This is a genomic window from Brenneria roseae subsp. roseae (assembly GCF_003115845.1).
Classification (GTDB): domain Bacteria; phylum Pseudomonadota; class Gammaproteobacteria; order Enterobacterales; family Enterobacteriaceae; genus Brenneria; species Brenneria roseae.
In genome coordinates this window covers 251,424-276,782 of the sequence record NZ_KZ819023.1, presented here as the reverse complement: position 1 = coordinate 276,782, position 25,359 = coordinate 251,424, and the positions used below count along the sequence as shown (strand labels likewise).

The window sequence follows — 25,359 nt, the reverse complement described above, 5'->3', positions numbered from 1 at the left end:
TTTCAGGAGCAATGCGGGACAGTTGCCTGTCCCGCATGTTTTACCTACCCTTTATAACTGAGTGTATACCCGCTCCCTGCCACGCCGTCATCAATGTGTGCAGGTTCTTCCCCTCCGACAGGAGCGTTTCCAATGAAAACCATCTCGATCGGTACATCTGCACTACACGCCAGCAATATTTCACTGGGTTGTATGCGTATGGCGAAGAAAAGTACAGCAGAAGCCGCCGCTATCATCAGTACCGCCGTGGATGTGGGTATCGATTTTTTTGATCATGCCGATATCTATGGCGCAGGTCTGTCAGAAGAGATTTTTGCCGCCGCGCTACAAAAGACCGCCGTTAAACGGGAGTCCATTTTTCTGCAATCGAAATGTGGCATTCGCAAAGGCTCTTTCGATTTTTCCAAAACCCACATCATCGCGTCGGTAGAGGGCAGCTTACAGCGTTTAAAAACCGATTATCTGGATACGCTGTTATTGCACCGCCCGGATACGCTGTTTGAACCCGATGAGGTGGCCGCCGCCTTCGATGAACTGGAGAAAAGCGGCAAGGTCCGCCATTTCGGCGTCAGCAATCAGCACCCATTGCAGATCGAACTGCTGAAGAAATCGGTCGCGCAGCCGCTGATTGCCAACCAGTTACAGTTCAGCATCATGCATACCGGCATGATTGATGCGGGGTTAAACGTCAACATGACCAACCCGGCTTCCGTTAATCACGACGGCGGAATTCTGGAGTATTGTCGGCTGAACGATATCACCATTCAGGCCTGGTCACCCTTTCAGTACGGCTTTTTTGACGGCGTTTTCCTGGATAATGACCAATTCCCCGAGCTTAATGCCACTCTCGATCGCCTCGCGAACCGCTATCAGGTGACCAATACGGCGATTGCCACAGCCTGGATTCTGCGTCACCCGGCTCAAATGCAGGTGATTATCGGCACGATGAATCCTGAACGGATCCGTGATATCGCACCGGCGTCAGACATTATCCTGCACCGTGAAGAGTGGTATGAGATCTATCGTGCGGCAGGCAATGCGCTGCCTTAATTTCTGACATCACGATGACTATCATGCCTGCACAGGCATAACCAGGGATAGCGGGAGCCATCGCAGATGACTCCCGCAGGACGTGTTTTTACCGGTTTTTTATTATTTTTCCGCCGATTGCTCCGTGGTAATCCGAACGTTTCCTTGAATTTATTTACAAAAATTTATCGTTGCTCACATTTCTCATTACTCTCCCTTCTCACTGGCCTTAAACACACTATTGTTAAATTGCATTAACACTCGCGCTATATCTCTTCCTGAATACGAAGGAGCCGTTGTTATGAATAACGTCAAGAGCATGGTGATCTGGCTATTAGTCGGCCTGGCGGGAGCCACTGCTTTCGCTATGCTGGCATTAAGCCGTGGTGAACACGTGAATGCCGTGTGGTTGGTGGTTGCTTCAGTGGCTTGTTATAGCATTGCCTACCGTTTTTATAGTTTGTTTATCGCCAAAAAAGTCTTTGAACTCGATGACCGCCGTTTGACGCCGGCGGAGCGGCATAACGATGGACTGGATTACGTCCCTACCAATAAATGGGTGCTGTTCGGCCACCATTTTGCGGCGATTGCGGGCGCCGGTCCGCTGGTGGGCCCGATCCTGGCGGCCCAGATGGGCTTTCTACCCGGTACTATCTGGATTCTGGTTGGTGTAATGCTGGCCGGCGCCGTGCAAGATTTCCTGGTGCTGTTCATCTCCACCCGTCGCGACGGGCGTTCGTTAGGAGAAATGGCCAAACAGGAACTGGGCGCTTTCGCGGGGGTGATCACCATGTTGGGCGCGCTGGGCGTGATGATTATCATCCTCTCCGCGCTGGCTCTTGTGGTAGTCAAGGCATTGGCGGATAGTCCCTGGGGATTGTTCACCATCGCCGCCACAATCCCCATCGCGTTGTTCATGGGCGTTTATATGCGTTTTATACGCCCCGGAAAAATTGCGGAAGTCTCCATCATCGGCTTTGTCCTGATGATGCTGGCGATTGTTTATGGCGGCAACATTGCCGCACATCCATACTGGGGACCCCTCTTTACTCTGGAAGGGACCACGCTGACCTTGATACTGGTGATCTATGGCTTTATCGCTTCGGTACTGCCAGTGTGGCTCTTGCTGGCGCCGCGTGACTACCTCTCGACCTTCCTGAAGATCGGGGTGATTGTCGGGCTGGCGGTAGGTATCGTCTTCGCCATGCCTGAAATGAAAATGCCTGCGGTTTCACGCTTTATTGATGGCTCGGGTCCGGTGTTTTCCGGCAGCCTGTTCCCCTTCCTGTTTATCACCATCGCCTGTGGCGCGATTTCCGGTTTCCATGCGCTGGTATCCAGCGGCACCACGCCAAAACTGGTCGAGCGTGAAAGTCATATCCGCTTTATTGGCTACGGCGCAATGCTGATGGAATCCTTTGTCGCCATCATGGCCCTTATCTGTGCTTCAGTTATCGAGCCGGGTATTTACTTCGCCATGAACTCCCCGGCCGCCTTAATCGGGACAACGGTGGAAAATGCCTCTCAGGTGATTAACAGCTGGGGGTTTGTGATTACGCCAGAAGCGCTCAGCGAGATAGCCCGCGACGTGGGTGAAGGCTCAATTCTGTCACGTGCCGGCGGGGCGCCAACCTTCGCGGTGGGGATGGCGCATATCATCACCGAGATCTTTAACAGCCGGGCAATGATGGCCTTCTGGTATCACTTTGCCATTCTGTTTGAAGCGCTGTTTATTCTGACCGCCGTCGATGCGGGCACGCGCGCCTGCCGTTTCATGGTTCAGGATCTGGTGGGCGTGGTGGTTCCCGGCATGGGTAAAAGCCATTCCTGGCTGGGTAATCTGGCCGGAACCACCGTCGCGGTTGCCGGCTGGGGATTCTTCGTCTATCAGGGCGTTATTGACCCGCTGGGCGGGATCAATACCCTCTGGCCGCTGTTCGGCATCGGTAACCAAATGCTGGCGTCTATGGCGCTGATCCTCGGCACGGTGGTCTTGTTCAAGATGAAGAAACAGCGCTACGCCTGGGTCACTATCGTACCGACGGTCTGGCTGTTCATCACCTCGATGACCGCCGGCTGGCAGAAAATTTTCCACGAGACACCCAGCATTGGCTTCCTGGCACAGGCGAAACGTTTCTCGGCCGGTATCGAGCAAGGCACCTTGATTGCGCCAGCCAAGAGCATTAAAGACATGGAAACCATCGTTTTCAGCAACCAGATTAACGCGGCGCTGTGTGGGTTCTTTATGCTGGTCGCCGTCACCATGCTGATTTCGGCGTTCTTTGTTATTCGCCGGGCAATGAATAGCAGTACGCCAACCGCGAACGAAACGCCCGTTGTTTTCCGGGAGGAACCTCACCGTGGTTAAGCGTTTCAACAGAAGTCATTCAATCCTATTCTGTTGATCGAACATAAAAAATCCCTCCGCTGGAGGGATTTTTTATCTGGTGATGACGCATAAATGACTACTGTCCGTAATAAGCGTTTTTACCGTGCTTACGCAGGTAGTGTTTATCCAGTAAAGTTTGTTGCATATCGCCCAGTTCGGGCGTCAATTGGCGCGAAAAAATCCCCATGTAGGCAATCTCTTCCAACACGACCGCATTATGCACCGCGTTATCCGCATCTTTTCCCCACGCAAACGGACCATGAGAATTGACCAAGACCGCAGGGACATCCACGGGGGAAAGCCCGCGGGTTTGGAAGGTTTCAACAATCACGTTGCCGGTTTCCCACTCATAGCGCCCGTTGATCTCTTCGTCCGTCATCAAACGCGTACAGGGAATGCCGCCATAGAAATAATCAGCATGTGTCGTTCCCCAGGCGGGAATATCTTTTCCGGCCTGCGCCCAAATCGTGGCATGCCGAGAATGGGTATGGACAATACCGCCAATATCGGCAAACGCCAGATACAGCACACGGTGAGTATCCGTATCCGATGACGGTTTTTTCGTCCCTTCCACTACTTTGCCGCTCTCCAGCTCCACCACCACCATATCGTCAACCGTCATCACCGCATATTCCACACCCGATGGCTTAATCACCATCAGGCCCTGCTGACGATCTACCGCGCTAACATTGCCCCAGGTAAATGTCACCAAATGATGCTGCGGTAATGCCAGATTGGCGTCCAACACCTGCTTTTTTAGCGCTTCCAACATGATCAACTCTCCCCCAGCGACATTGCCATTACGCCATTCTCGCGGTCCCCCTCATGCGCCGCTATGGGCTAAATCGCTAAAGATCCGGTGGTGTTCTGCTGCAACTCAAAATTTACAACCCGGCACGCATGGACAAAAAATCACCTATTTTACCAATTGTTGCTATCGTTAAATAAACGTGCGGGAATTAAGAGTTTTTACCTGTTGCGGTTTTTACCGATGATTATACTAGCCGGTAAGCAACGGAAGGCGCGGTATGATTATTTAATACCGTGAAAAATCTGTTATACGATATTTTCCTCACTTAATAGCGTGAGGCCGAGAGTTAAAAGGGGAAAAACATGAAATTAAACAAACGTTTTGCTACCGCCGCATTAGCCATTACATTGGCGGTTACTCTGGCGGGCTGTTCAAACATGTCTAAACGCGATCGCAATACTGCGATTGGCGCCGGCGCCGGCGCCGTAGGCGGGGCCGTCTTAACCGATGGCGGAACATTGGGTACGTTGGGCGGCGCTGCCATCGGCGGCCTGATTGGCCGTCAGGTAGACTAACGAATTTTCTGACAGCAGACTTACTTAACTCCTCCGAGCCTGCTGTCACTCATCAAGCCAAACAGCGCTTATCCGCCAGCCAGTTTGACTTTCATCCCTTTCGCTTCAAGTAGCTGTTTCAATAAATCGCGTTTATCGCCTTGAATCTCAATAACGCCCTCCTTGACTGCACCGCCACAGCCGCATTTTTTCTTTAATTCGGCGGCCAGCTTATCCAATGCGGCATCATCAAGATCGATACCGCTGATGACGCACACGCCTTTCCCTTTACGTCCGCTGGTCTGACGCTGGATACGAACAATGCCGTCACCTTGCGGGCGAACCACCTTCTCTTCTTCCGGTTTGATACGTCCGGTTTCTGTGGAATACACCAGACGACTGTTATCGCCGTTACTCATTATGCCTCCCCGGCGGGCAGCGAAGCCCGGATATCGCGAAGCGTTTGAGCCGGATCGGCGGACTGGGTAATCGGACGACCAATCACCATATAATCCACACCCGCAAGCTGGGCCTGAGCCGGCGTCATGATACGGCGTTGATCGCCGGCATCGCTGCCAGCAGGGCGGATTCCCGGCGTAACCAGTTTAAAGCCCTCGCCGCACGCCTGTCTCAGACGCTCCGCTTCATGTGCGGAACAGACCACGCCATCCAGGCCGCAGTGATACGTCAGCAGCGCCAGCCTTTCCGCCTGTTCCGCCGGGCTGGTCATGATGCCCAGGTCGCGCAGATCTTCTGCTTCCAGACTGGTCAGCACCGTAACGGCAATCAACAGCGGCGCATCATCACCGAATGGCAATAAAGCATCTTTCGCCGCCATCATCATGCGCGTACCGCCGCTGGCATGAACATTCACCATCCACACGCCCAGTTCGGCCGCCGCCGCAACCGCATGTGCGACCGTATTTGGAATATCGTGGAATTTCAAATCGAGGAAAACATCGAAACCGCGCTGTTGAAGCGACTGAACAAACTGCGGGCCAAACAGCGTAAACATCTCTTTGCCCACTTTTAAACGACAATCCTGAGGATCGATGCGGTCAACAAATGACAATGCCGCCTGCCGATCGGCATAATCCAGCGCCACAATAATCGGAGAAGCCAGGCTATTTTCTTGCAGATTTTTGTGTGTCACATGTCACCTCTTGATTTAGCAAAACCATTAATCGCGTCCCAAAATTCCCGCCGCATTCTACATGCCCCGCGGTTGAAATCCCAGCCGCCTGTTTATGCCCATCGACTTTAATGCTTAACGTTGTTGATTTCTGCGCTTCGCTTCCACACCGCCTATGCGCACAATGCGCTATTGCTGACTGAAATGCTGAACTTTCCTGCTTGGCTGATATCAACACCGCAGGCGGCTGGAACGGTGATCTGTTGTAGCAATTAGTATGTTGTAACTAATGAAATAAAACACCTTACGAATGACATACGCAATAGCGGAAGGATGATGGAACGGCGATATTTATTGGCCGTCCAATCCACGAATAGGTTTGACGCTTGCCCAGGCGCGGCAGGAAGGACAGTGCCAATATAATGACTGAGAGGTAAAACCACATTTCCGGCAGCTATAACGCGGCTTGGTGCGGATCTGCTCGCCAACCATATCGCGCAAGACCACCAGACTCTCTTTTGCCCTGCCGTCCTCGGCTTCGTGCAAATGGAAATCCATCAGTCGGTGAAATACGCGCATGGTGGGGTGGCGTTGCAACTGGCGGTTGATATAAACCTGCGCCACTTCCGCTCCCTGCTCTTGCTCAAGAATATCCGCCAGCATCAGTTCGGCAGTCGCGCCGGTATTCTCTTCGACGCAGCGTTTGAGAAAATCGGACCAGTTTTGAGATTCCCGCAGGTGCTGATAACACTCCTGTAGCATCGGCAAAGTTTCGCTGACCAGTTCTTTATCCTGATCGAGAACCTGCTGTAGCGAATCGATCGCACGTCCATATTCCTGCCGGGCCATATAAATACGCCCCATCATGATGGAAACTCGCGCGCACTGTGCGTCCGCCGCCGCCCCTTTTTTCAGTAGCGACAGCGCCTTGTCCAGATCGTCGCTGCCCATGGCAAGCAGCGCCAGTTCACAATAAAAATGCGCGATCTCCACCCGGAGTTCATCTTTACCCATTTTCACCAGTTTTTCGGCCGTTTCGATAGCATTGAGCCAGTCACTGGTGGATTGGTGAATCTGCAATAGCTGCTGCAAGGCGCTACGCCGGAAATCGTCTTCATCGACCAACTGATTGAAAATCTCTTCGGCACGGTCATACAATCCCGCCGCCACGTAATCACGCCCAAGCTGTTGCACTGCCAGCAGACGCTGCTCAAACGTGAGGGAAGCGCTTTCTGTCAACGCCTGATGAATGCGGATAGCACGGTCAACTTCACCGCGAGAACGGAACAGATTACCCAGAGTCAGGTGAGCTTCGAAGGTATTGCTGTCGTCTTTAAGCATATCCAGAAAAAGCTCGACAGCCTTGTCCTGCTGATTAGAGAGCAGAAAGTTCACCCCTGTCACATACTCACGCGACAGACGGTTAGATTCCTGATCTTTATCCTGCTGCGCACTTCTGCGGCCCATGTACCAGCCGTAAGCGGCGGCCACAGGCAGCAACAGAAACAGCAGTTCTAGCATAGAGAATGATTCCTTAGTGGGTGACGGGCTGTGCTGGCGTCACATTTTCCTCGTTCGAGGCAGAAAGCTGCTGCTCCAGACGCTTGATTTTACGTTGTGCACGCCCCAACGCAATGCGCTGACGCAGATAAAACAGACCGCAGATTATCCAGCCAAGAACAAAACCCAGCGCGAACAGCGTGGCAAGCAGCGTTGATACGCGGTAATCCCCTTGCGCCAGCAGATAATTAAACGTAACTACCTGATCGTTGTGCGCGCCCAGTGTGACAGAAATGATGAATATCGCCAGCACGAGTAAAAAAATCAGCAAATATTTCACGTTCTCTTTCCTGTGATATCCCATTAACCGGATGAATTATGCCAAATTTTGGCGATAAACCCCATTAAATTACCATTTCCCGCCCTGACAGGGAAAGTTAGTTGTTGGCGGTATCCTCGGCGGTCTGTTCCCTGATTTCCTCCCGCTGTAGCGACAGCGGGCCACACCAGCGCTGAGCCAGCCAGCAGGCGACCACCACCAGAAGCCAACTGATGAGGATCGCCACAATCAGATCGCGCGGCCAGTGCATGCCTAAAACCAGACGACTTCCCATCACCGCGCTGGCCCACACCATGAGTACCATCACGGTTTTGTAATGCCGACGGGCCCACAATAACCCAACGGCCAACAGCGCCCAGGTTGCAGAAAACATAGTATGGCCGGAAGGAAAAGCAAACCCGGTTTCAGACTGCCAGTGATGACGCAACCATTTGGGAATCTGTTGTTCATTTTTCAACTGGGATTTGACCAGTTCCGCGCGCGCTTTACGCGGTAAAGAGTAGAAATAGCGGTCGTCAATCTGGTGATTTTTTTCCAGCCAGATCACGAAAGGCCGCGACTCCTGCACCCATTCCTTAATGCCGGATTTTACCCCCTGCCCGATGAGCACCGTAATCAACATGATAACCAGTAGCCCAAGCGCAGGCTTCAGCCGAAAACGCAGGCACCATAAAAACCAGACGCTCAGCACCACGCTGGTCAGCGCGCCCCACGGCGACGTGACCGTTTCGGTAGTCCAAAACAGAATCTTTAACCACAAACCGCCATATCCCGGCTGCCACTGCCATCCGCTTACCCAAATCATGATCGGCATAATGAGCAGCAATGCCGCACCAACAGTGGTTCTTTTGGTGATGTCGTACATCATTTCTTCCTATAATTCAGTATGATGCCGAAAAATAATTTTTCCCGATACTATCAGAAAAACCGGCATGAACTGTCAGTATGGCGTAAAATAGCTATCAGTTCTGTCAATGTGCGAGTGATTGCCCCACAATTTCCTGCTGGTCAATCCCCCCATCCGGCAGTAGGATGCGCGTCAGCATTTTTGCTTTTTTGGAGAATAACATGCAGCTAAAACGGGTGGCAGATGCCAAATTACCCACCCCCTGGGGCGATTTCCTGATGGTAGGATTTGAAGAAATTGCCACAGGACACGATCATCTCGCATTGGTTTATGGTGATATTTCAGGGCCGACCCCGGTGCTGGCCCGGGTGCATTCCGAGTGCCTGACGGGCGATGCGCTGTTTAGTCTGCGTTGTGATTGCGGATTCCAGCTTGAGGCCGCATTGAGCCATATTGCAGAAGAAGGTCGTGGCGTATTGCTGTACCACCGTCAGGAAGGACGCAATATTGGTTTGCTGAATAAAATCCGGGCCTATGCCTTACAGGATCTGGGGGCTGACACGGTAGAAGCCAATCATCAGTTGGGGTTTGCCGCCGACGAGCGCGATTTCACCCTGTGCGCGGACATGTTCAAGCTGCTGGGCGTAGATGAAATCCGTTTGCTGACCAATAATCCGCAGAAAGTCAAAATTCTGGATGAAGCAGGCATTAATATCGTTGAACGCGTGCCGTTGCAGGTTGGCCGTAATCCGAAGAACGAGCGCTATCTGGCGACGAAAGCCGCCAAGATGGGTCATCTGCTGGATACGAAATAATACGTAAATCAGCGTGAATGCCAGGCGAATCCCGGCATTCATCCTGTCTTAATGTTTGATGATATAAATATCCTTGCTGTATATATCCGCTCTCTGGTCGGGCTTAAACCCGCCGATATAGGGTTTTACCAGCTGCGCGCGCACATAATAATAGACAGGGAGCAGCGGAGCCTGCTGCTGTAGAATTTTTTCCGCCTGATGATAGTCGCTATTACGCGCCGCTAACGTGTCCGCGTTGACCGCGTGATCCAGCAGGGCATCGTATTGCGCATCGGTGAATTTACCCTGGTTATTGCTGTTCCCGGTACGCAAGATATCAAAATAGGTGGAAGGCTCATTATAATCCGCCGCCCAGGACGATCTGACCACCTCAAAATCACCGATGCGCATCGTGTCCAGCATGGTTTTCCACTCCTGATTCTTCAGCGTTGCCTCAACGCCCAGCACCTGCTGCCACATGGAGCTGGCGGCAATTGCAATCCGTTGATGTGACTCCGACGTATTGTACAGCAGGTTGAACTTTAATGGCCGCTCCGCGGTAAACCCCGCCTCGGACAGCAGTTTTTTCGCCTCGGCGTTTCTTTGCTGCTGTGTCCAAGCCGCCCATTCAGGCTGCTCGCTGGTATATCCCGCCATACCGGGAGGCAGCGGGTTATAAGCAGGCACCTGCCCCATGCCCAGCACTTTTTCGGCAATCACGGTTTTGTCCAGCGCCAGATCCAGCGCCCGTCTGACGCGAGGATCGTCAAACGGCGGTTTTTGCGTATTGAATTTATAGTAGTAAGTCGACAACTGCGGGGTCACCTTAACCTGATCGGGGTATTCCGTCTTTAGCGATTTAAACAGGTGCGGCGGCAGCGTGAACGTCACGTCCACCTCTCCCGCTTTGTAACGATTAACCTCCGCCGTGTTTGACACAATGGGCAGATAGGTCACTTTGTTCAGCACCGTATGCGCGTTATCCCAATAATGTGCGTTCCGTTTTCCAACAATCCGCTCATTGACCACCCACTCGCCAAGGGTAAAAGGACCGCTGCTAACGAAATTGCCCGGTTGCGTCCACTTATCGCCATATTTTTCAATCGCCGCTTGCGGCAACGTCACGATCGCAAAATGCCCGGTCATCGACAGGAAATAGGACAAAGGGCGATCGAGCTCGATCTGCACCGTTTGCTGATCCAGCGCCTTGATACCCAACGTGCTGGACGGCTTCTTCCCTGCCACGATGTCGTCAGCGTTCCGCACATACATGCTGGTGATATAGGACTGATAGGGGGAAAGGGTTTTCGGATCGGCGAGACGCCGCCAACTGAAGACCACATCATCGGCGGTAAGCGGACTGCCATCGGACCACTTCAGGTCCGGACGCAAATGGAAGGTCCAGATCTGATGGCCCTGTTGTTCCCACTTATCGGCCAGCCCGCCGGAAACGGTCCCGTCATCACGCAACGAAACCAGTTTTTCAAAAAAGTCATGAATGAGATTCGCCTCGACATCACTTTCCGCTTTTTGCGGATCGAGCGACGCCGGTTCCGTACCGTTGGCGCGCACCAGCTCCTGCTTTTCCGCCAATACCACACCGGCAGGAACGGTTGCAGCAAGTCCGCTTGCTGCCGGCGCAACGGCGCCCATTGCCAGCGCGGCAAGCAGCAATGATTTTTCGACCTGTTTTCTTATGGCATCGGGCATATAACCTCCTGTTATCGTTGGGCGAATGGGGTTTATCGCCCGCTTATTCCACAGAATAACCAGAATCAATACCCGGAAACGATAATTTAATGCGGGAAACGGAGCAATCTGACGCAGGCGGAAACCTGCGTCAGCGAGGCTGGGTTATAGCATGTTACGAATCACATAGTGCAGAATGCCGTCGTTCTGGTAATAGGTAAGTTCGTTGCGCGTATCAATACGACACCGGGTTTTAATCACCGAACGATTCCCCGCACTATCCTTAATCGCCACATCGACCGTGGCGCCGGGCGTCAACTGATTTAATCCGGTAATGGATATCTGCTCATCTCCGGTCAGTTGCAGCGTTTTACGCGTTACGCCGTCCGCAAACTCCAGCGGCAGAATCCCCATTCCGATCAGGTTCGAACGGTGAATACGTTCAAAAGACTCGGCAATCACCACTCGCACCCCCAACAAACGAGGCCCTTTGGCGGCCCAGTCACGGCTGGAGCCTGAGCCGTACTCCTTGCCGGCGATAAGCGCCAACGGTACGTTTTCCTCCTGATAACGCATCGCCGCATCGTAAATGGTCATCTCGTTATGGGAAGGCACATGACGGGTATATCCCCCTTCTTTACCGGGCACCATTTCGTTACGGATACGGATATTGGCGAACGTCCCCCGCATCATCACTTCATGATTCCCGCGGCGCGAACCATACGAGTTGAATTCACTGGTCTCAACGCCACGCTCCAGCAGATAACGCCCGGCAGGGCTATCACGTTTGATATTCCCGGCCGGCGAGATATGGTCGGTCGTCACAGAGTCACCCAACATCGCCAAAATGCGCGCATCATGAATATCCTCTATCGGCTCCGGCTCTTTTCCCATCTCAAGGAAAAAAGGCGTCTGGCGGATGTAGGTCGAATCCTGCGGCCATTGATAGGTCGGGTTGTTGTCCACCTCGATATCTTTCCATTCCTGCGTGCCTTCGAATACGGCTGAATACTGCTTGTGGAACATATCCGCGCTGACATTCAATACCGCTTTCGCCACCTCTTGCGCGGAAGGCCAGATATCACGCATATAGACCGGATTCCCCAGCTGATCTTCACCCAGTGGCTCCGTGGTGAGATCGATATTCATATTCCCGGCCAGCGCGTAGGCGACCACCAGCGGCGGCGACGCCAGCCAGTTGGTTTTTACCAGCGGGTGAATACGTCCCTCGAAGTTACGGTTTCCTGATAGCACAGCGCCCACCGTTAAATCCCCTTTCTTGATCGCCGTTTCGATGGCGTCAGGTAACGGACCGGAATTACCGATACAGGTGGTGCAGCCATACCCCACCAGATTAAACCCCAGCGCATCAAGGTATGCCGTCAGCCCGGCTTTGTCATAATAATCCGTTACCACACGCGAACCGGGAGCCAGTGAGGTTTTCACCCACGGTTTTTTCTTCAGCCCGCGTTTAACGGCATTCTTCGCCAGCAAGCCAGCGGTCATCAACACGCTGGGATTGGAGGTATTCGTACAGGAGGTGATCGCCGCGATGACCACCGCTCCCTGATACAACCGGTGGGTTTCGCCATTCAGGGCAAATGTTTCATAGTCCAGACGATCTTTTACCGTATTAACGTCCAGCTCTCTGCTCGCTTTAAACGCTTTCGGCACATCCGCCAGCGCCACGCGATCCTGAGGTCGTTTCGGGCCGGCAAGACTGGTTTCCACATCGCCCAAATCCAATGCCAGTTGACTGGTAAAAACGGGTTCATCCCCCGGATTACGCCATAGTCCCTGCTGCTTACTGTAGGCTTCCACCAGCGCAATCTGTTCCTCGCTCCGATTGGTTAAGCGCATATATTCCAGCGTGATGGCGTCAACCGGAAAGAAGCCGCAGGTCGCGCCGTATTCCGGCGCCATATTGGCGATGGTGGCACGATCGGCCAGCGGTAAATAATCCAGACCGTCGCCATAGAATTCAACGAATTTGCCGACCACCCCGTGCTTACGCAGCATTTGCGTTATTGTCAGCACAAGGTCGGTCGCCGTGATGCCTTCGCGCATTTTACCCGTCAGTTTGACGCCAACCACGTCGGGCACCAGCATGGATATCGGCTGACCCAGCATAGCCGCTTCCGCTTCAATACCGCCGACGCCCCATCCCAACACGCCAAGGCCGTTAATCATGGTGGTGTGTGAGTCAGTCCCGACCAGCGTATCGGAATAGGCGATCGTTTTATCGTTCTGTGTTTCATACCAGACCGTCTTTGCCAGATATTCCAGGTTCACCTGATGACAGATCCCCGTGCCGGGCGGTACGACCCTGAAATGACTAAAGGCATCTTGTCCCCAGCGCAGAAACTGATAGCGCTCGTAATTACGTTCCATTTCCAGTTGCGTATTATCCGCCATCGATTGCTCATCGCCAAAGTGATCAACCGTCACCGAGTGGTCAATGACCAGATCCACGGGCGATAGCGGATTGACTTTTTTCACGTCGCCCCCCAGACGATGCACCGCGGCGCGCATTGCGGCTAAATCGACCACGGCGGGCACGCCGGTAAAATCCTGCATCAGCACACGCGCTGGACGATAGGCGATTTCCCGATCGATATGCCCGGTTTTCAACCAGGAAACCACGGCCTGCAAATCCTCCTGCCGGACGGTATCGTCATCCAGATGGCGTAACAGGTTTTCCAGTAGAACCTTTAACGATTTGGGTAGATTATCCAGTGAGCCGAGCCGCTGAGCGGCCAAAGGTAAGCTGTAATAATGGTAGGTTTGCTGCCGAACTGTCAGAGCAGCCAGACAAGTATCGCGAAAATGAGCTGACATGCTTCCTCCCAAGGTGACTTAGCGAATTGTTATTCTGTGTCAACCGGTCATTTAATACCCAGCTTGAACATACGGTCTTATTTAAAGATAACACAAACAAAATATAACGTTTTCGCAACAAGACGATATGAATGCAACGATAGCCATTTACTATTGAAAAATGCTATTGCGAGGTGGGTTATAAAAATGGAAAAAAACTTTCGTAACCGATAAATTAAGTAAAGATAATGTCTATTTTGACGATATACGTAACGCTATATCCAATCAATTTTAAGGTGCGGGACCCAGGGAGGAACGAGTAATAGCCGGCTACCAGCGACGAAAAAAATAGCGGGTGTAACGCTCAATGTTTCATGACTGATACATCAAAAGCTGTTTTGCAAGGCGCTTCACAACCTGATGTCGCTGTTTGTAGTAAAAATACGGAATCCGTTTATTTAACAAAAATTTCACATCAGTTGATGGAAAAATAATAATATCAAGGGGTTTTCATGAAACTGTTTTACAAACCCGAAAGCGGCTCTCTTTTTACGCATATTGTTCTGCTGGAATCCAAATTAGAGTTCAAACTTGAAAAAGTGGATCTCCGCACCAAAAAAACCGAGCGCGGCACTGATTATCTACAGATCAATCCCAAAGGCCTTGTCCCCGCGCTGCAGCTTGATGACGGCTCCGTACTGACCGAAGGCGTTGCCATCGCCCAATACGTGGCAGATTTGGTGCCGCACTGTAATCTGATTGCGCCGGTGGGCAGTATGGCGCGTTACCACACCATTGAATGGCTGAATTATATCGCCACCGAGTTACACAAAAGTTTTGCCCCTATCTTCCGGCGCGGTACGCCCGAAACCTACAAAGAACTGTTAATTGAATATCTGCAGGTAAAATTCCGCTATATCAATCTGGTATTGAGCGAACAGAATTACCTGGTCGCCAACCGCTTCAGTATTGCGGATGCCTATCTGTTTACCGTCATGCGCTGGGCACAGTCATTAAAACTGGATATGTTCCGTTACCCCGCGCTGGCAGCCTATCTCGATCATATGGCCGAACGTCCGTCTGTCGCCATGGCGCTTAAAATCGAACGGTTGAAAGGCTAAAAAATCTAAAACGCTGGCACGTTGTTGTTGCCTGTTCAGAATCCATTGCCTCCTCCCTGAGGCAATGGATGCCGTTATAAACGCACAGCCTGAAAATGGTGACGGGGATTAGCAATGCCATCCTGTGCCGCTACCAGTTGCAATTCATACTCACCCATTTCTTTTGTCATGAGCATCACTTCATAAACTGCGGCGGTGGTGTGTTCCAACGCTTTGTCCAGCGCGACGCCTTTCAGTAAATTCACCAGCAATAATCCGCTGGTCAGATCGCCCACTCCCACCGGCTGCCGTTCAAATTCCACCAGAGGGCGGCTGATATGCCAGGCATCACCGGGCGTGACCAGCAGCATTTCAAAGCTGTCCTCACGATAAGCGGCACGGCTGAGGTGTTTAACCAGCACGATTTTCGGCCCCTGTCTGCACAATGCCCGCGCCGTTTCCACCGCGTCTTCCACATTATGCACGGTATGGCCGCTGAGCAGTTCCAGCTCCGGCAGATTCGGGGCAATCATATCGGCAGCCTGCAACGATTGGCGGCAATGGAATTCCGACACGCCTGGCGCGACGATGCACCCTTTTTCGGGCGTTCCCATCACCGGATCACAGAAGTACAGCGCATCAGGATTGGCCGCCTTTACCCGACGCACAATGCCTAAAATATGCTCCCCCTGTTCCGCAGAACCAATGTAGCCACTCAGCACCGCATCACAATCCTTCAGTCGGTCAATATCTTCAATCCCTTGAACAATTTCCGTTAAATGGCTGGCGGGCATGACGCAACCCGTCCAGTGCCCATATTGCGTATGGTTGGAAAATTGCACCGTATTTAGCGGCCAAACGTTTGCTCCCATCCGACGCATAGGAAATTCGGCGGCACTATTCCCCGCGTGTCCAAAAACAACGTGTGATTGAATAGAAAGTATGTTTTTCATTAGAAACGACTTAAATCCTTGCCTGCGCAATTGCGCCTTGATAACGGACGAACAGAATAAAGGGAGCTAACGCTCCCTTTGGTTTTTCTTATGCTTTCCAGCAGATCAGACAATAGTGTTTCTTGCCTCGGCGCAGCAGCGTATAGCGGTCAAACAAACGATCGGACTCACTGAAAGTATATTCAGGATTGGCCTGTTTTTCGCCGTTAACGGTTACGGCATTGGACGAAATCATCGTTCGGGCCTGACCGCGTGACGGCACCAGATCTGCGCTGACCAGCGCCTGTTGTAAATCGGCATCGCGTTCCAGTTCAGTAATCGGCATGCCATCCTGCGCCAACTGCGCGAAGTCATCCTGCGTCATATCTTGTAGTGAACCGGAGAACAGGCTCTGCGTGATACGGCGCGCGGCGGCCAGTCCGGTTTCGCCATGAACCATGCGGGTCACTTCTTCGGCCAGCACGTACTGCGCGCGCGGCGCCTTACCGCTGTTCCTGTCTTCTTCTTCCAGCGCATTGATTTCTTCCAGACTCATGAACGTGAAGAATTTCAGGAAGCGATACACATCCGCATCAGCGGTATTAATCCAGAATTGGTAGAATTTGTAAGGGCTGGTTTTGCTGGCATCCAGCCAGATTGCGCCGCCTTCCGTTTTGCCGAACTTGGTGCCATCGGATTTGGTGATCAGCGGCACGGTCATGCCATAGACCTGCTGCTGGTTCATGCGGCGGGTCAAATCAATACCCGACGTAATATTGCCCCACTGGTCGGAACCACCAATTTGCAGTTCAACCTGATACTGCTTGTTCAGGCTGGTAAAGTCATACCCCTGAAGCAGATTGTAAGAAAATTCGGTAAACGAGATCCCCACATCGTCACGGTTCAGACGCTGTTTGACGGCTTCTTTATTAATCATCTGGTTAACAGAGAAATGTTTGCCGATATCGCGCAGAAAATCGAGCACGTTCATGTTGCCAAACCAATCATAGTTGTTGGCTGCAATCGCGCTATTTTCACCGCAGTCAAAATCCAGAAACGGAGAGACCTGATGGCGGATTTTCTCAACCCATTCACTGACGGTGTCCGCCGTATTCAGCTTACGTTCTGTCGCCTTAAAGCTCGGATCGCCGATCAATCCCGTCGCTCCGCCTACCAACGCAACAGGTTTGTGCCCTGCCAACTGGAAACGTTTCAGGCAAAGCAGCGGTACCAGATGCCCCAAATGCAAGCTGTCAGCGGTAGGATCGAAGCCGCAATACAGCGCAATTGGCCCTTGCGCCAGTCGCTCTGCTAACGCATCCTCATCCGTCACCTGGGCAATCAAGCCCCGCTCTTGCAATTGTTTAATCAGGTTACTACTCGCCATCGATAACTCCATTTTTATGCAAAAATATAGTGTGATATGCAAGGCATGACGACTTGCAGTTGCCTATTCATCAGGCTCTTCTAACGTTAATAGTGCGAAACTTCATAGGATAAAGCGCTCTCGACAGGAGCGCCAGAATTAAACGAGGATATTTCAAGATCAGGGCGCTAAACGATCAACTTGCCAGCGCTCACCCTGTCGTTGATAGAAAAATCGATCATGCAGACGATGTTCGCCACCCTGCCAGAATTCCATTGAGTCAATAGTGACACGGAAGCCGCCCCAGAAGCTTGGCAACGGGACTTCACCATTTTGGAATTTCTGCTTGAGTTCAAGGAATTTACTCTCCAACACACCTCGTGTCGAAATTCGGCTGGACTGTTTGGAAACCCAGGCGCCAATCTGGCTGTCCTTGGGACGACTGTGGAAATACCGTAGTACGTCCAGAGGCGGCAGTTTTTCGGCGCGCCCTAACACCATCACCTGCCGTTCCAGCATATGCCAGGGAAAAAGCAGACTGACTTGAGGGTTGTGCGCAAGATGAAGCGCTTTGCGGCTGCCAAGATTGGTGTAAAACACCATCCCTTTTTCATCGTAATGCTTTAATAACACAATACGCTGGTAGGGTTGACCATGTTCGTCAACGGTAGCAACCGACATCGCCGTTGGATCTGCCAGCCTTGCGTCGCAGGCCTGCCTCAGCCAGCGTTCGAACAAATCCATCGGGTTATCGGTCAGATCGCTGCGGCGCAGTCCGCCACGCGTATATTCACGGCGCAAGTCGGCGATATCAGCGTCCTGAACAAGAGGGGTTTTACCGGAAGGCGTACTTTCCTGTGTCATAATGTCCTGCTGTAGCAATATCGGATTCGAAAGCGGATAGTAAATATCATTTTGCGCCCACGTCCAAGAAATCTCAATCAGCAGCGCACGCCGCCGATGACACACTCAATGCGCGCAGCTACCGGATTTGATATCGATACGGAAAACGTTACAGCAGAAACACGATGACGATTGGCGGTTAGTTCAATGTACAGTCATCAACAATGACGCGTTCACCCCGTTGAATAAAGGCATGGTTGCCTTTGCTCCAGAATGTGTATGTTCCGTCGCTGTATCGTGCTCCCGAAGCGGATACCGCCAGTGGTAAAATATGGCGCTCGCCATCCAGCAGGAAACTCACCTGCGACGACGATTTTTCTCCGGTCTGCATCGTGACCGTCAACGGCATCGTGCCGCACTGATAGTGCAGCGTTTCCTCCGTCTGTTCCGGTGTGAAGTAGCTACATCCGCTTAACAGAACCAGCGCCATCCCCGTCAACACTCGTTTCACTCTTTATCTCCCATTGTTTTTGGCATGAACCCGTTTTTAGCATGAGCCCGTTTTTGGCGTCAGAAAAATGTCATACCACGCGGTAATATCCCATTTTCTGACGCCAGTTTAACAATAGGCGATCGACTGAAATCTCAGCAAAATCCGATTAATCCATCATGACCGGATAAATCGCGCCAAGCAGCGTTTCCTGACTGGCTCCGGTAACCGATGGCAAATTGCCGGGCAACCCGGATAACGTCCGCGAGGCGAGCCAGGCGAACGCCAGCGCTTCCATGTCATCGCCACTCACGCCGAATTCATCGGTGGTACTGACTTCAATACCCGGTAACAGGGCAGACAGCCGGGACATAATCAGAGGATTTCTGGCACCGCCGCCGCACACCAGCAGGCGTTCGCAACCGCCGGTTAACAGTACCTGATTTGCCACGCTCACGGCGGTCAGCTCAGTTAATGTGGCCTGAACATCCTGCGGGGATAGCGGGGGTAAACCGGCCAGTTTTCGTTCCAGCCAGCCCATATTAAAATATTCACGCCCCGTGCTCTTTGGCGCGCGCTGAGAAAAATAGGGATCGGATATCATGCGTTGCAACAGCAATAGATTAACCTGCCCTGATATGGCCCACTGCGCGTCCTTATCGTAAGGCTGGGCGCAATGGCGCCAGATCCAGGCGTCCAACAGCATATTACCCGGGCCGGTGTCATAGCCCCGAACGGCAAGCCCCGGCACCAGCAACGACATATTCGCGATACCGCCAATATTCAGAACGATCCGACGTTCCACAGGATGTTGCAGCAACGCATGATGGAACGCCGGCACCAGTGGCGCACCCTGCCCGCCATAGGCCAGATCGCGACGGCGAAAATCCCCCACGGTGGTGATCCCGGTCATCGCGGCGACACGGTTATTATCACCAATCTGCAACGTGCAAGGCGCTTCACCGTTCGGCTCATGCCAGACGGTCTGTCCGTGGCAACCAATGGCCGTAATATCCTGCGGATTCAGTCCGGTTTCTTTGAGCAAGGCCAGCACCGCCTCGGCAAAAAGTATTCCCAAACGGGTATCCAGCTGTCCCAGCGCGGAGAGCGTCACCCTCTGCCCCTGACACATGCCCAGAATGGCTTTTTTGATATCCTGTGGCATCGGGTGACAATAGCTGGCCTGTTGCGCAACCGTGTGTTCGTCAATAGCCGCCAACACGACGTCGACGCCGTCAAGGCTGGTACCTGACATGACACCAATGTATCTGCCTGATCTCATTTCATGACCTTTTCCCCATAGGGGCAAAGAAGAATGGCGATTGGAAATATAGCGGTAACAAAAATAGCATGGTAACAGGCTGAATTATTAAAATTTTTTGTGTTTTTGCCATCCCTGTTGCATTTTTGTTGAAAAACAACGGATTGATAATATTTGCTACAAAAAACCGATTTAACAAAATTTCGCTCTTTGTTTACATCTAATTGAAGTGCACTAGCATAGTCTGCAAAAAAGCGTAAAAAGAGTGGAATGGGATGTTGAGCCAGACCATAATTTATCGGTATAACATTCGTCGGCCAAGGCCGTGCCTTCCCGACATATTTGCCATTACAGGAGTCTTTATTATGATGAAGCGTTTACTTGTGGTTACTCTGGCTGGTATCACACTGGCTGGCTGCGCCAATACCAGTACGCTTTCAGGAGATGTCTACAGCGCCTCCGAAGCCAAACAGGTGCAGACGGTCACGTACGGTACTATTGTCTCAACGCGCCCGGTACAAATTCAGGCAGGTGAAGATTCCAACGTCATCGGTGCGCTTGGCGGCGCGGTTCTGGGTGGTTTTCTGGGGAATACCATCGGCGGGGGCTCCGGCCGTAGTCTGGCAACCGCAGCAGGCGCAGTGGCCGGCGGCGTAGCAGGTCAAAGCGCGACAGGCGCCATGAACCGGACTCAAGGTATCGAGTTGGAAATCCGTAAGGACGACGGCAGCACCATTATGGTCGTTCAAAAACAGGGTGACACGAAATTCAGCGCAGGCCAGCGCGTTGCCATGGCAAGCAACGGCCGCAGCATTACCGTCTCTCCCCGCTAATCCATAACGGTAATCGCCACTTTTGCCGTGGCGATTACCGTCAATAACCCAATTCCGGTAAAAACGATCAATAATAATCTCGATAATGTTTCCGGGATTGACTGCTAATACCTAAATTTCACTAAACCTGATTTTCATGCAGGGCCAATATATTTTGTTCCAGCCGTGCAATCAGCAAGGCTAATTCATCAACCTGTTCAGGCGTGATGCCGAATAATACTTCGTTACGGGTATGGCTAATTACGTCATTGACAGCCTGAATAATCGGTTCGGCGGCTTCGGTAAGCATAATACGTTTAGCGCGTCTATCATGTGAACACACGTGTCTGGTAATCAATCCCTTATCTTCCAGTTGATCTAATGTCCTGACTAATGACGGCTGTTCAATTCCTATCGCTTTAGCCAGTTGAATCTGTGATTGACCAGGCGGCAGGTGATATATGTTATGCAGCGTCACCCAATGCGTTTGGGTCAATTCCAGCGGTTTTAATCGATGATCGACCAGCGCACGCCAAACGCGCACCAGACGAGCTAAATCAGATCCTAATGGCAATTCCATCACATCTCCTTATAATTAGCGTGCTAAGTTATATCCCTGGATTGCAATCAATTCTGATTTATAAAAATGGAAAATAGCATTTATCGTTGTAGTAAAAGGAATACTACCAAACAAAAGCCTTTTAAAAATGATCTCGGACTTATTTTATTAAGTGAACGTTAGCTGGCAATTTAAAATAAAGACTGCTGCTGCGATTCTACTGGTAATACAACTTTCTCTGTACGTTGCAGACGTTTCATTCTCTGCCGGCAAAGACGCAACACTTCCTGTTTTTGCACATCACTCATTTGGCCCCAGCTAAAACGTTCGTTGCGACTACGAAAGCAACCGCGACAATATCCACGTTCATCAGACTGACAAACGCCACGACAAGGATTGGGGACGACAAAAAGTTCAAGTTGCTCTGGCACCGAACCTCCTTCTACAACTCTATTTATTGAAGCCTTGTTCTCTCCCGCTGGCAAGTCCCTGCTATCGGTAACCATAAAAATAATTAGGTAAGCATTGTTATTTCTGACGATTTTTCTTCACGGCGATAGGTCCTGAACGCCCTTTCCCATCGTTTGTTCACCCCTTTTTAACGCTTCGGCGACTCAATAACGGCATAAAATCCTGTGCATGGCCGGTTGAATATCTCACGTTTGGTCTGCGCCATGAAGTCCGAAATGGCCCGGCATCAACTGCCGATACCTTTCCTGCCAATGATTTGGACTCAGCATACCGGCAACGCTATACTTCCATTCTGTCGACTTTCCTATCCGCCCTGTTGCGGTTAACTACAATAGCCAATCGAGGAAATTATGCGCTTACTTCATACCATGCTGCGTGTTGGCGATTTACAACGCTCTATCGATTTTTACACCAAGGTTCTGGGTATGCGCCTGCTGCGCACCAGTGAAAATACCGAATACAAATATACGCTGGCTTTTGTCGGTTATACCGAAGAAAGCGAAGGGGCGGTCATTGAATTAACCTATAATTGGGGCGTTGATAGTTACGATCTGGGGAGTGCCTTTGGGCACGTTGCACTCGGCGTCGATGATGTCGCAGCAACATGCGAGCGCATTCGTCAGGCTGGCGGCAATGTCACCCGTGAAGCAGGTCCGGTAAAAGGCGGCACCACGATTATTGCCTTTGTTGAAGATCCGGATGGCTACAAAATCGAACTGATCGAAAATTCCCACTCCGGTCAGGGCATCGGTCGCTAATCCACGAAGATAACCGCAGGTGTCAGACTGACACCTGCCTTCCTTGCCGCACATTACCCCGCCGTCCCCCGGCGCTGCCGCGTCAAATAAGCAGGGTATACTGCATCTCTCGCCAAAATTTGCCATAATGCGCGCTGCATTTTGCTAAAGATAAGAGACTAATGGCTGATAAAAATGACCTGAACGCCCTGAGTGGTCGTTTCCGTGGGTTTTATCCGGTAGTGATTGATGTTGAAACCGCCGGATTTAATGCTAAAACCGATGCATTACTGGAAATCGCTGCGGTAACATTAAAAATGGACACGGATGGTTGGTTACAGCCGGATGAAACGTTGCATTTCCATGTAGAACCTTTTGAAGGCGCTATTCTGGAACCCGCCGCGCTGGCTTTTAATGGCATCGATCCCACCAACCCCTTACGCGGTGCGGTCAGCGAATATGAAGCCTTGCATGAAATTTTCAAAATGGTCCGTAAAGGGATAAAAGATCAAGGCTGTAACCGGGCGATTATCGTCGCACACAATGCAACATTCGATCACAGTTTTATGATGGCCGCGGCCGAGCGCTGTAGCCTGAAGCGCAACCCTTTCCACCCTTTCGCTACCTTTGATACCGCGGCACTGAGCGGATTGGTGCTGGGACAGACGGTCCTGGCGAAAGCCTGTCTTACCGCCGGTCTCGCGTTTGACTCAAGCCAGGCCCATTCTGCGCTCTATGATACCAATCAGACCGCACTGCTGTTTTGCGAGTTGGTGAACCGCTGGAAACGTCTGGGAGGATGGCCTGTGGCTCTGAATGAAGACTCGTCAGAAACCGAGTCTGAGGCCAGTTAAGCAAAAAACGCTGGCGCGTTTTTCAACGTCGCTGGCGATGCCCGAAGGGTGGCGGGCAAGGACGCCCGCCATAAAAAGTAACGGGTGCGTGGTGCACCCGTGGTAATTATGCCTGATCTTCCGGCTGGGACTTGTGTTTTTCAGCGGTTTCTTTAATCAGTTGCTGTAACTCGCCGCGCTGATACATTTCAATCACGATGTCGCAGCCGCCGACCAGTTCACCATCAACCCACAGTTGCGGAAAAGTCGGCCAGTTGGCGTAGTTGGGCAACTCAGCGCGAATATCCGGATTCTGCAAAATATCGACATAGGCAAAACGTTCGCCACAAGCTGACAACGCCTGTACTGCCTGAGCGGAGAAGCCGCAGCTCGGCAACTTAGGTGAACCTTTCATATACAGCAGAATCGGGTTTTCAGCGATCTGACGCTGAATTTTTTCAATTGTTGTCGTCGTCATTCTCTTGCTTCCTTAAACCTTATAGGATGGCTAACATCATATGCATTAACCACGAGCTTCTGTCAGATGTGCCATTACAGCGCTATCTACTCAATTATATTGTACCGAGGGCCATAGCCACAAAAAAACACCATTTTTTGTAGGGTTTTATTTTCGCCGCGCGACTCAGCAGATTTCAGGCTTCAGTCTGAATCGTCAAATACCAGATCCGCTCTGGTCAGAAATGAGACAACCGGCACGGCCGTCATTGATTGCGATGCTCACAGAGATACATCGCGCTGATGAAATCAGCAGCAGAAAACGATGATAAATCCACCGAAAAAACAATTGCTAACGTTTTTTCACTATTCTGTATGAATAAAGCAGTCATTCCCACTTTTTTATCCTGCCGTTTTCGGGAATACTGTGCGGATTGATTGAGCGATTTAAGGATCATATTCGGTCATTTTTATCATGCGCTTATTTATTACGCTTTTTATATTGTTCTTCAGTAATCTATTCCTGAACCTGGCTCAGGCTACTCCCAATACCCCCGATTCATCGCCGCGTAAAACCAGCATGAAAAGTGTTATTGAGGGCGATCACAAGAAAAGCAAGCCGACGAAGAGCAACAAAAAAACGCCAACGCCAATAAAAAGCAAAAAGCCGGATGCCGCCAATACCGGACACGCTAAACCCCAGACAACCACAAGCACGGCAAAGCATTTAGCGGAAAAACCCTCGTCAAAAACCCAACATGCCACGCCGACGCTGGTCAAAAAAGGGCGCAAAAAGTCAAACACCGACAGTAATGTGAAACTGGCGTCCACCCATGCCAAACTTAAATCAGGTCTAAAAGACAAAGCGGAAACGAGTAAAAAAGAACAGCCGGATAAAGGACTGGCCTTGAGCGCAACCCATAAAAAACGTTACCAGCATGCCAAATTAACCGCGATGAATAAGTTGATGAGTCAGGTAGGAAAACCGTATCACTGGGGAGGCACCTCTCCTTTTACCGGTTTTGACTGTAGTGGACTGGTCTATTACGCCTATAAAGACGTAGTTAAAATTCAGATTCCCCGCACCGCTAACGAAATGTACCACTTGCGGGATGCCGCCCCTATCAAGAAAAACGAGCTGGAAAGCGGCGATTTGGTTTTCTTCCGTATCAATAATCGCGGTGCTGCGGATCACGTTGGGGTTTATCTGGGGAATGGCAAATTCATTCAGTCGCCACGTTCAGGATCGGATATACGTATCAGTAAATTAAGTGAAGATTACTGGCAGGATCACTATGTCGGCGCACGCAGAGTTGTTACGCCACAAACGATTCGCTAGTTGTCACCCGTTCAGACACGGTTTAAGTACCGTACCGTATCTGAACGGATGGGTTGACTAAACAAACGGGAGGCCGGGCGCCAATCAGTTCAGTACCGCGACAAAACTGAATACGATAATCATCGCCAGCGCGCCAGCCGTTGTCAGTAATGACATCTTCAGGTCTGTATCCATAAGTCTCTCCTTTTGTATGGCATCCAAATTATGAGAATAAATGCGCGACCATCATTTGGGATTCAAAACCGAACGGTGGTTTAAAACTACAAATTGTATGGTTGCTTTGATTCTTCCATAATTTGAATGAAAAATCTCGTACCA

26 protein-coding genes are annotated in these 25,359 nt (G+C 51.3%); 9 read left to right on the top strand and 17 right to left on the bottom strand.

Annotation, left to right across the window (positions count from 1 at the left end):
* Nucleotides 1-132 precede the first annotated feature (132 nt).
* Complete coding sequence (locus DDT52_RS03560) at nucleotides 133-1,050, top strand: aldo/keto reductase (protein WP_136155128.1); 918 nt, start codon at nucleotides 133-135, stop codon at nucleotides 1,048-1,050.
* Between the two features lie 280 nt (nucleotides 1,051-1,330).
* Entirely contained in the window at nucleotides 1,331-3,397 is a 2,067-nt protein-coding gene (locus DDT52_RS03555; RefSeq protein ID WP_136155127.1) for a carbon starvation CstA family protein, read from the top strand.
* Nucleotides 3,398-3,494: 97 nt separating this feature from the next.
* On the opposite strand, the gene araD is transcribed toward DDT52_RS03555, so the two are convergent.
* Nucleotides 3,495-4,190 (bottom strand): L-ribulose-5-phosphate 4-epimerase, encoded by a 696-nt coding sequence (gene araD / locus DDT52_RS03550; RefSeq protein ID WP_109053070.1) that lies wholly within the window; start codon nucleotides 4,188-4,190, stop codon nucleotides 3,495-3,497.
* Between the two features lie 341 nt (nucleotides 4,191-4,531).
* On the opposite strand from araD, the gene osmB reads away from it, so the two are divergent.
* Nucleotides 4,532-4,744: an osmotically-inducible lipoprotein OsmB gene (gene osmB / locus DDT52_RS03545; protein WP_136155126.1), complete on the top strand. Its 213-nt coding sequence runs from the start codon at nucleotides 4,532-4,534 to the stop codon at nucleotides 4,742-4,744.
* A 68-nt stretch (nucleotides 4,745-4,812) separates the two neighbouring features.
* Here osmB and yciH read toward each other — a convergent pair whose 3' ends face one another.
* The 5 genes from yciH to pgpB form a co-directional block, all read right to left on the bottom strand.
* Nucleotides 4,813-5,142, bottom strand: a complete 330-nt coding sequence (gene yciH, locus DDT52_RS03540) for a stress response translation initiation inhibitor YciH (RefSeq protein WP_136155125.1) — start codon at nucleotides 5,140-5,142, stop codon at nucleotides 4,813-4,815.
* Nucleotides 5,142-5,876 carry an orotidine-5'-phosphate decarboxylase gene (pyrF, locus tag DDT52_RS03535; RefSeq protein WP_136155124.1) on the bottom strand — a complete coding sequence of 245 codons (735 nt, stop codon included), beginning with the start codon at nucleotides 5,874-5,876 and terminating at the stop codon, nucleotides 5,142-5,144. Before pyrF ends, yciH begins: the two co-directional genes overlap by 1 nt.
* A 330-nt stretch (nucleotides 5,877-6,206) precedes the next feature.
* Nucleotides 6,207-7,376 carry a lipopolysaccharide assembly protein LapB gene (gene lapB, locus DDT52_RS03530; protein WP_136155123.1) on the bottom strand — a complete coding sequence of 390 codons (1,170 nt, stop codon included), beginning with the start codon at nucleotides 7,374-7,376 and terminating at the stop codon, nucleotides 6,207-6,209.
* Nucleotides 7,377-7,389: 13 nt separating this feature from the next.
* Nucleotides 7,390-7,695 carry a LapA family protein gene (locus DDT52_RS03525; protein ID WP_136155122.1) on the bottom strand — a complete coding sequence of 102 codons (306 nt, stop codon included), beginning with the start codon at nucleotides 7,693-7,695 and terminating at the stop codon, nucleotides 7,390-7,392.
* Nucleotides 7,696-7,792: 97 nt separating this feature from the next.
* Entirely contained in the window at nucleotides 7,793-8,560 is a 768-nt protein-coding gene (gene pgpB / locus DDT52_RS03520) for a phosphatidylglycerophosphatase B (protein WP_136155272.1), read from the bottom strand.
* Nucleotides 8,561-8,763: 203 nt separating this feature from the next.
* Here pgpB and ribA point away from each other — a divergent pair, with 203 nt between their 5' ends.
* Nucleotides 8,764-9,357, top strand: a complete 594-nt coding sequence (gene ribA / locus DDT52_RS03515) for a GTP cyclohydrolase II (RefSeq protein ID WP_109053429.1) — start codon at nucleotides 8,764-8,766, stop codon at nucleotides 9,355-9,357.
* 48 nt (nucleotides 9,358-9,405) lie between these two features.
* On the opposite strand, the gene DDT52_RS03510 is transcribed toward ribA, so the two are convergent.
* Both DDT52_RS03510 and acnA read right to left on the bottom strand, forming a co-directional pair.
* Nucleotides 9,406-11,046 carry an ABC transporter substrate-binding protein gene (locus tag DDT52_RS03510; protein WP_136155121.1) on the bottom strand — a complete coding sequence of 547 codons (1,641 nt, stop codon included), beginning with the start codon at nucleotides 11,044-11,046 and terminating at the stop codon, nucleotides 9,406-9,408.
* A gap of 144 nt (nucleotides 11,047-11,190) precedes the next feature.
* Nucleotides 11,191-13,863 carry an aconitate hydratase AcnA gene (gene acnA / locus DDT52_RS03505; RefSeq protein WP_136155120.1) on the bottom strand — a complete coding sequence of 891 codons (2,673 nt, stop codon included), beginning with the start codon at nucleotides 13,861-13,863 and terminating at the stop codon, nucleotides 11,191-11,193.
* Between the two features lie 491 nt (nucleotides 13,864-14,354).
* On the opposite strand from acnA, the gene gstA reads away from it, so the two are divergent.
* Nucleotides 14,355-14,963, top strand: coding sequence for a glutathione transferase GstA (gstA, locus tag DDT52_RS03500; RefSeq protein WP_109053079.1), 609 nt, complete (start codon nucleotides 14,355-14,357; stop codon nucleotides 14,961-14,963).
* 74 nt (nucleotides 14,964-15,037) lie between these two features.
* Here gstA and pdxY read toward each other — a convergent pair whose 3' ends face one another.
* The 5 genes from pdxY to anmK all read right to left on the bottom strand — a co-directional run bounded on the left by pdxY (nucleotide 15,038) and on the right by anmK (nucleotide 19,855).
* Complete coding sequence (gene pdxY, locus DDT52_RS03495; protein ID WP_136155119.1) at nucleotides 15,038-15,895, bottom strand: pyridoxal kinase PdxY; 858 nt, start codon at nucleotides 15,893-15,895, stop codon at nucleotides 15,038-15,040.
* An 88-nt stretch (nucleotides 15,896-15,983) separates the two neighbouring features.
* Nucleotides 15,984-17,261 (bottom strand): tyrosine--tRNA ligase, encoded by a 1,278-nt coding sequence (tyrS, locus tag DDT52_RS03490; RefSeq protein WP_136155118.1) that lies wholly within the window; start codon nucleotides 17,259-17,261, stop codon nucleotides 15,984-15,986.
* Between the two features lie 159 nt (nucleotides 17,262-17,420).
* Nucleotides 17,421-18,104, bottom strand: coding sequence for a pyridoxamine 5'-phosphate oxidase (gene pdxH, locus DDT52_RS03485; protein WP_136155117.1), 684 nt, complete (start codon nucleotides 18,102-18,104; stop codon nucleotides 17,421-17,423).
* A 178-nt stretch (nucleotides 18,105-18,282) separates the two neighbouring features.
* The gene (locus DDT52_RS03480; RefSeq protein ID WP_136155116.1) at nucleotides 18,283-18,594 is read right to left on the bottom strand and encodes an MliC family protein; all 312 of its coding nucleotides are present in this window, start codon (nucleotides 18,592-18,594) and stop codon (nucleotides 18,283-18,285) included.
* A 148-nt stretch (nucleotides 18,595-18,742) separates the two neighbouring features.
* Nucleotides 18,743-19,855, bottom strand: coding sequence for an anhydro-N-acetylmuramic acid kinase (gene anmK, locus DDT52_RS03475; protein ID WP_136155115.1), 1,113 nt, complete (start codon nucleotides 19,853-19,855; stop codon nucleotides 18,743-18,745).
* Nucleotides 19,856-20,199: 344 nt separating this feature from the next.
* Here anmK and DDT52_RS03470 point away from each other — a divergent pair, with 344 nt between their 5' ends.
* Nucleotides 20,200-20,667, top strand: coding sequence for an outer membrane lipoprotein (locus DDT52_RS03470; protein WP_109053085.1), 468 nt, complete (start codon nucleotides 20,200-20,202; stop codon nucleotides 20,665-20,667).
* A 121-nt stretch (nucleotides 20,668-20,788) separates the two neighbouring features.
* Here the strand turns inward: DDT52_RS03470 and slyA are convergent, their stop codons facing one another.
* Nucleotides 20,789-21,226, bottom strand: a complete 438-nt coding sequence (gene slyA / locus DDT52_RS03465) for a transcriptional regulator SlyA (protein WP_136155114.1) — start codon at nucleotides 21,224-21,226, stop codon at nucleotides 20,789-20,791.
* Between the two features lie 170 nt (nucleotides 21,227-21,396).
* Nucleotides 21,397-21,636, bottom strand: coding sequence for a DUF1289 domain-containing protein (locus DDT52_RS03460; protein WP_136155113.1), 240 nt, complete (start codon nucleotides 21,634-21,636; stop codon nucleotides 21,397-21,399).
* 390 nt (nucleotides 21,637-22,026) lie between these two features.
* Here DDT52_RS03460 and gloA point away from each other — a divergent pair, with 390 nt between their 5' ends.
* A complete protein-coding gene (gene gloA, locus DDT52_RS03455) occupies nucleotides 22,027-22,434 on the top strand; it encodes a lactoylglutathione lyase (RefSeq protein ID WP_109053088.1) in 408 nt (135 codons plus the stop codon).
* Nucleotides 22,435-22,595: 161 nt separating this feature from the next.
* Nucleotides 22,596-23,267 (top strand): ribonuclease T, encoded by a 672-nt coding sequence (rnt, locus tag DDT52_RS03450; protein WP_136155112.1) that lies wholly within the window; start codon nucleotides 22,596-22,598, stop codon nucleotides 23,265-23,267.
* 106 nt (nucleotides 23,268-23,373) lie between these two features.
* Here the strand turns inward: rnt and DDT52_RS03445 are convergent, their stop codons facing one another.
* A complete protein-coding gene (locus DDT52_RS03445; RefSeq protein WP_109053090.1) occupies nucleotides 23,374-23,724 on the bottom strand; it encodes a Grx4 family monothiol glutaredoxin in 351 nt (116 codons plus the stop codon).
* Nucleotides 23,725-24,177: 453 nt separating this feature from the next.
* Here DDT52_RS03445 and DDT52_RS03440 point away from each other — a divergent pair, with 453 nt between their 5' ends.
* Nucleotides 24,178-25,041, top strand: coding sequence for a C40 family peptidase (locus DDT52_RS03440; RefSeq protein WP_136155111.1), 864 nt, complete (start codon nucleotides 24,178-24,180; stop codon nucleotides 25,039-25,041).
* 84 nt (nucleotides 25,042-25,125) lie between these two features.
* Here DDT52_RS03440 and cydH read toward each other — a convergent pair whose 3' ends face one another.
* Nucleotides 25,126-25,215, bottom strand: coding sequence for a cytochrome bd-I oxidase subunit CydH (cydH, locus tag DDT52_RS03435; RefSeq protein WP_109053092.1), 90 nt, complete (start codon nucleotides 25,213-25,215; stop codon nucleotides 25,126-25,128).
* Nucleotides 25,216-25,359 lie beyond the last annotated feature (144 nt).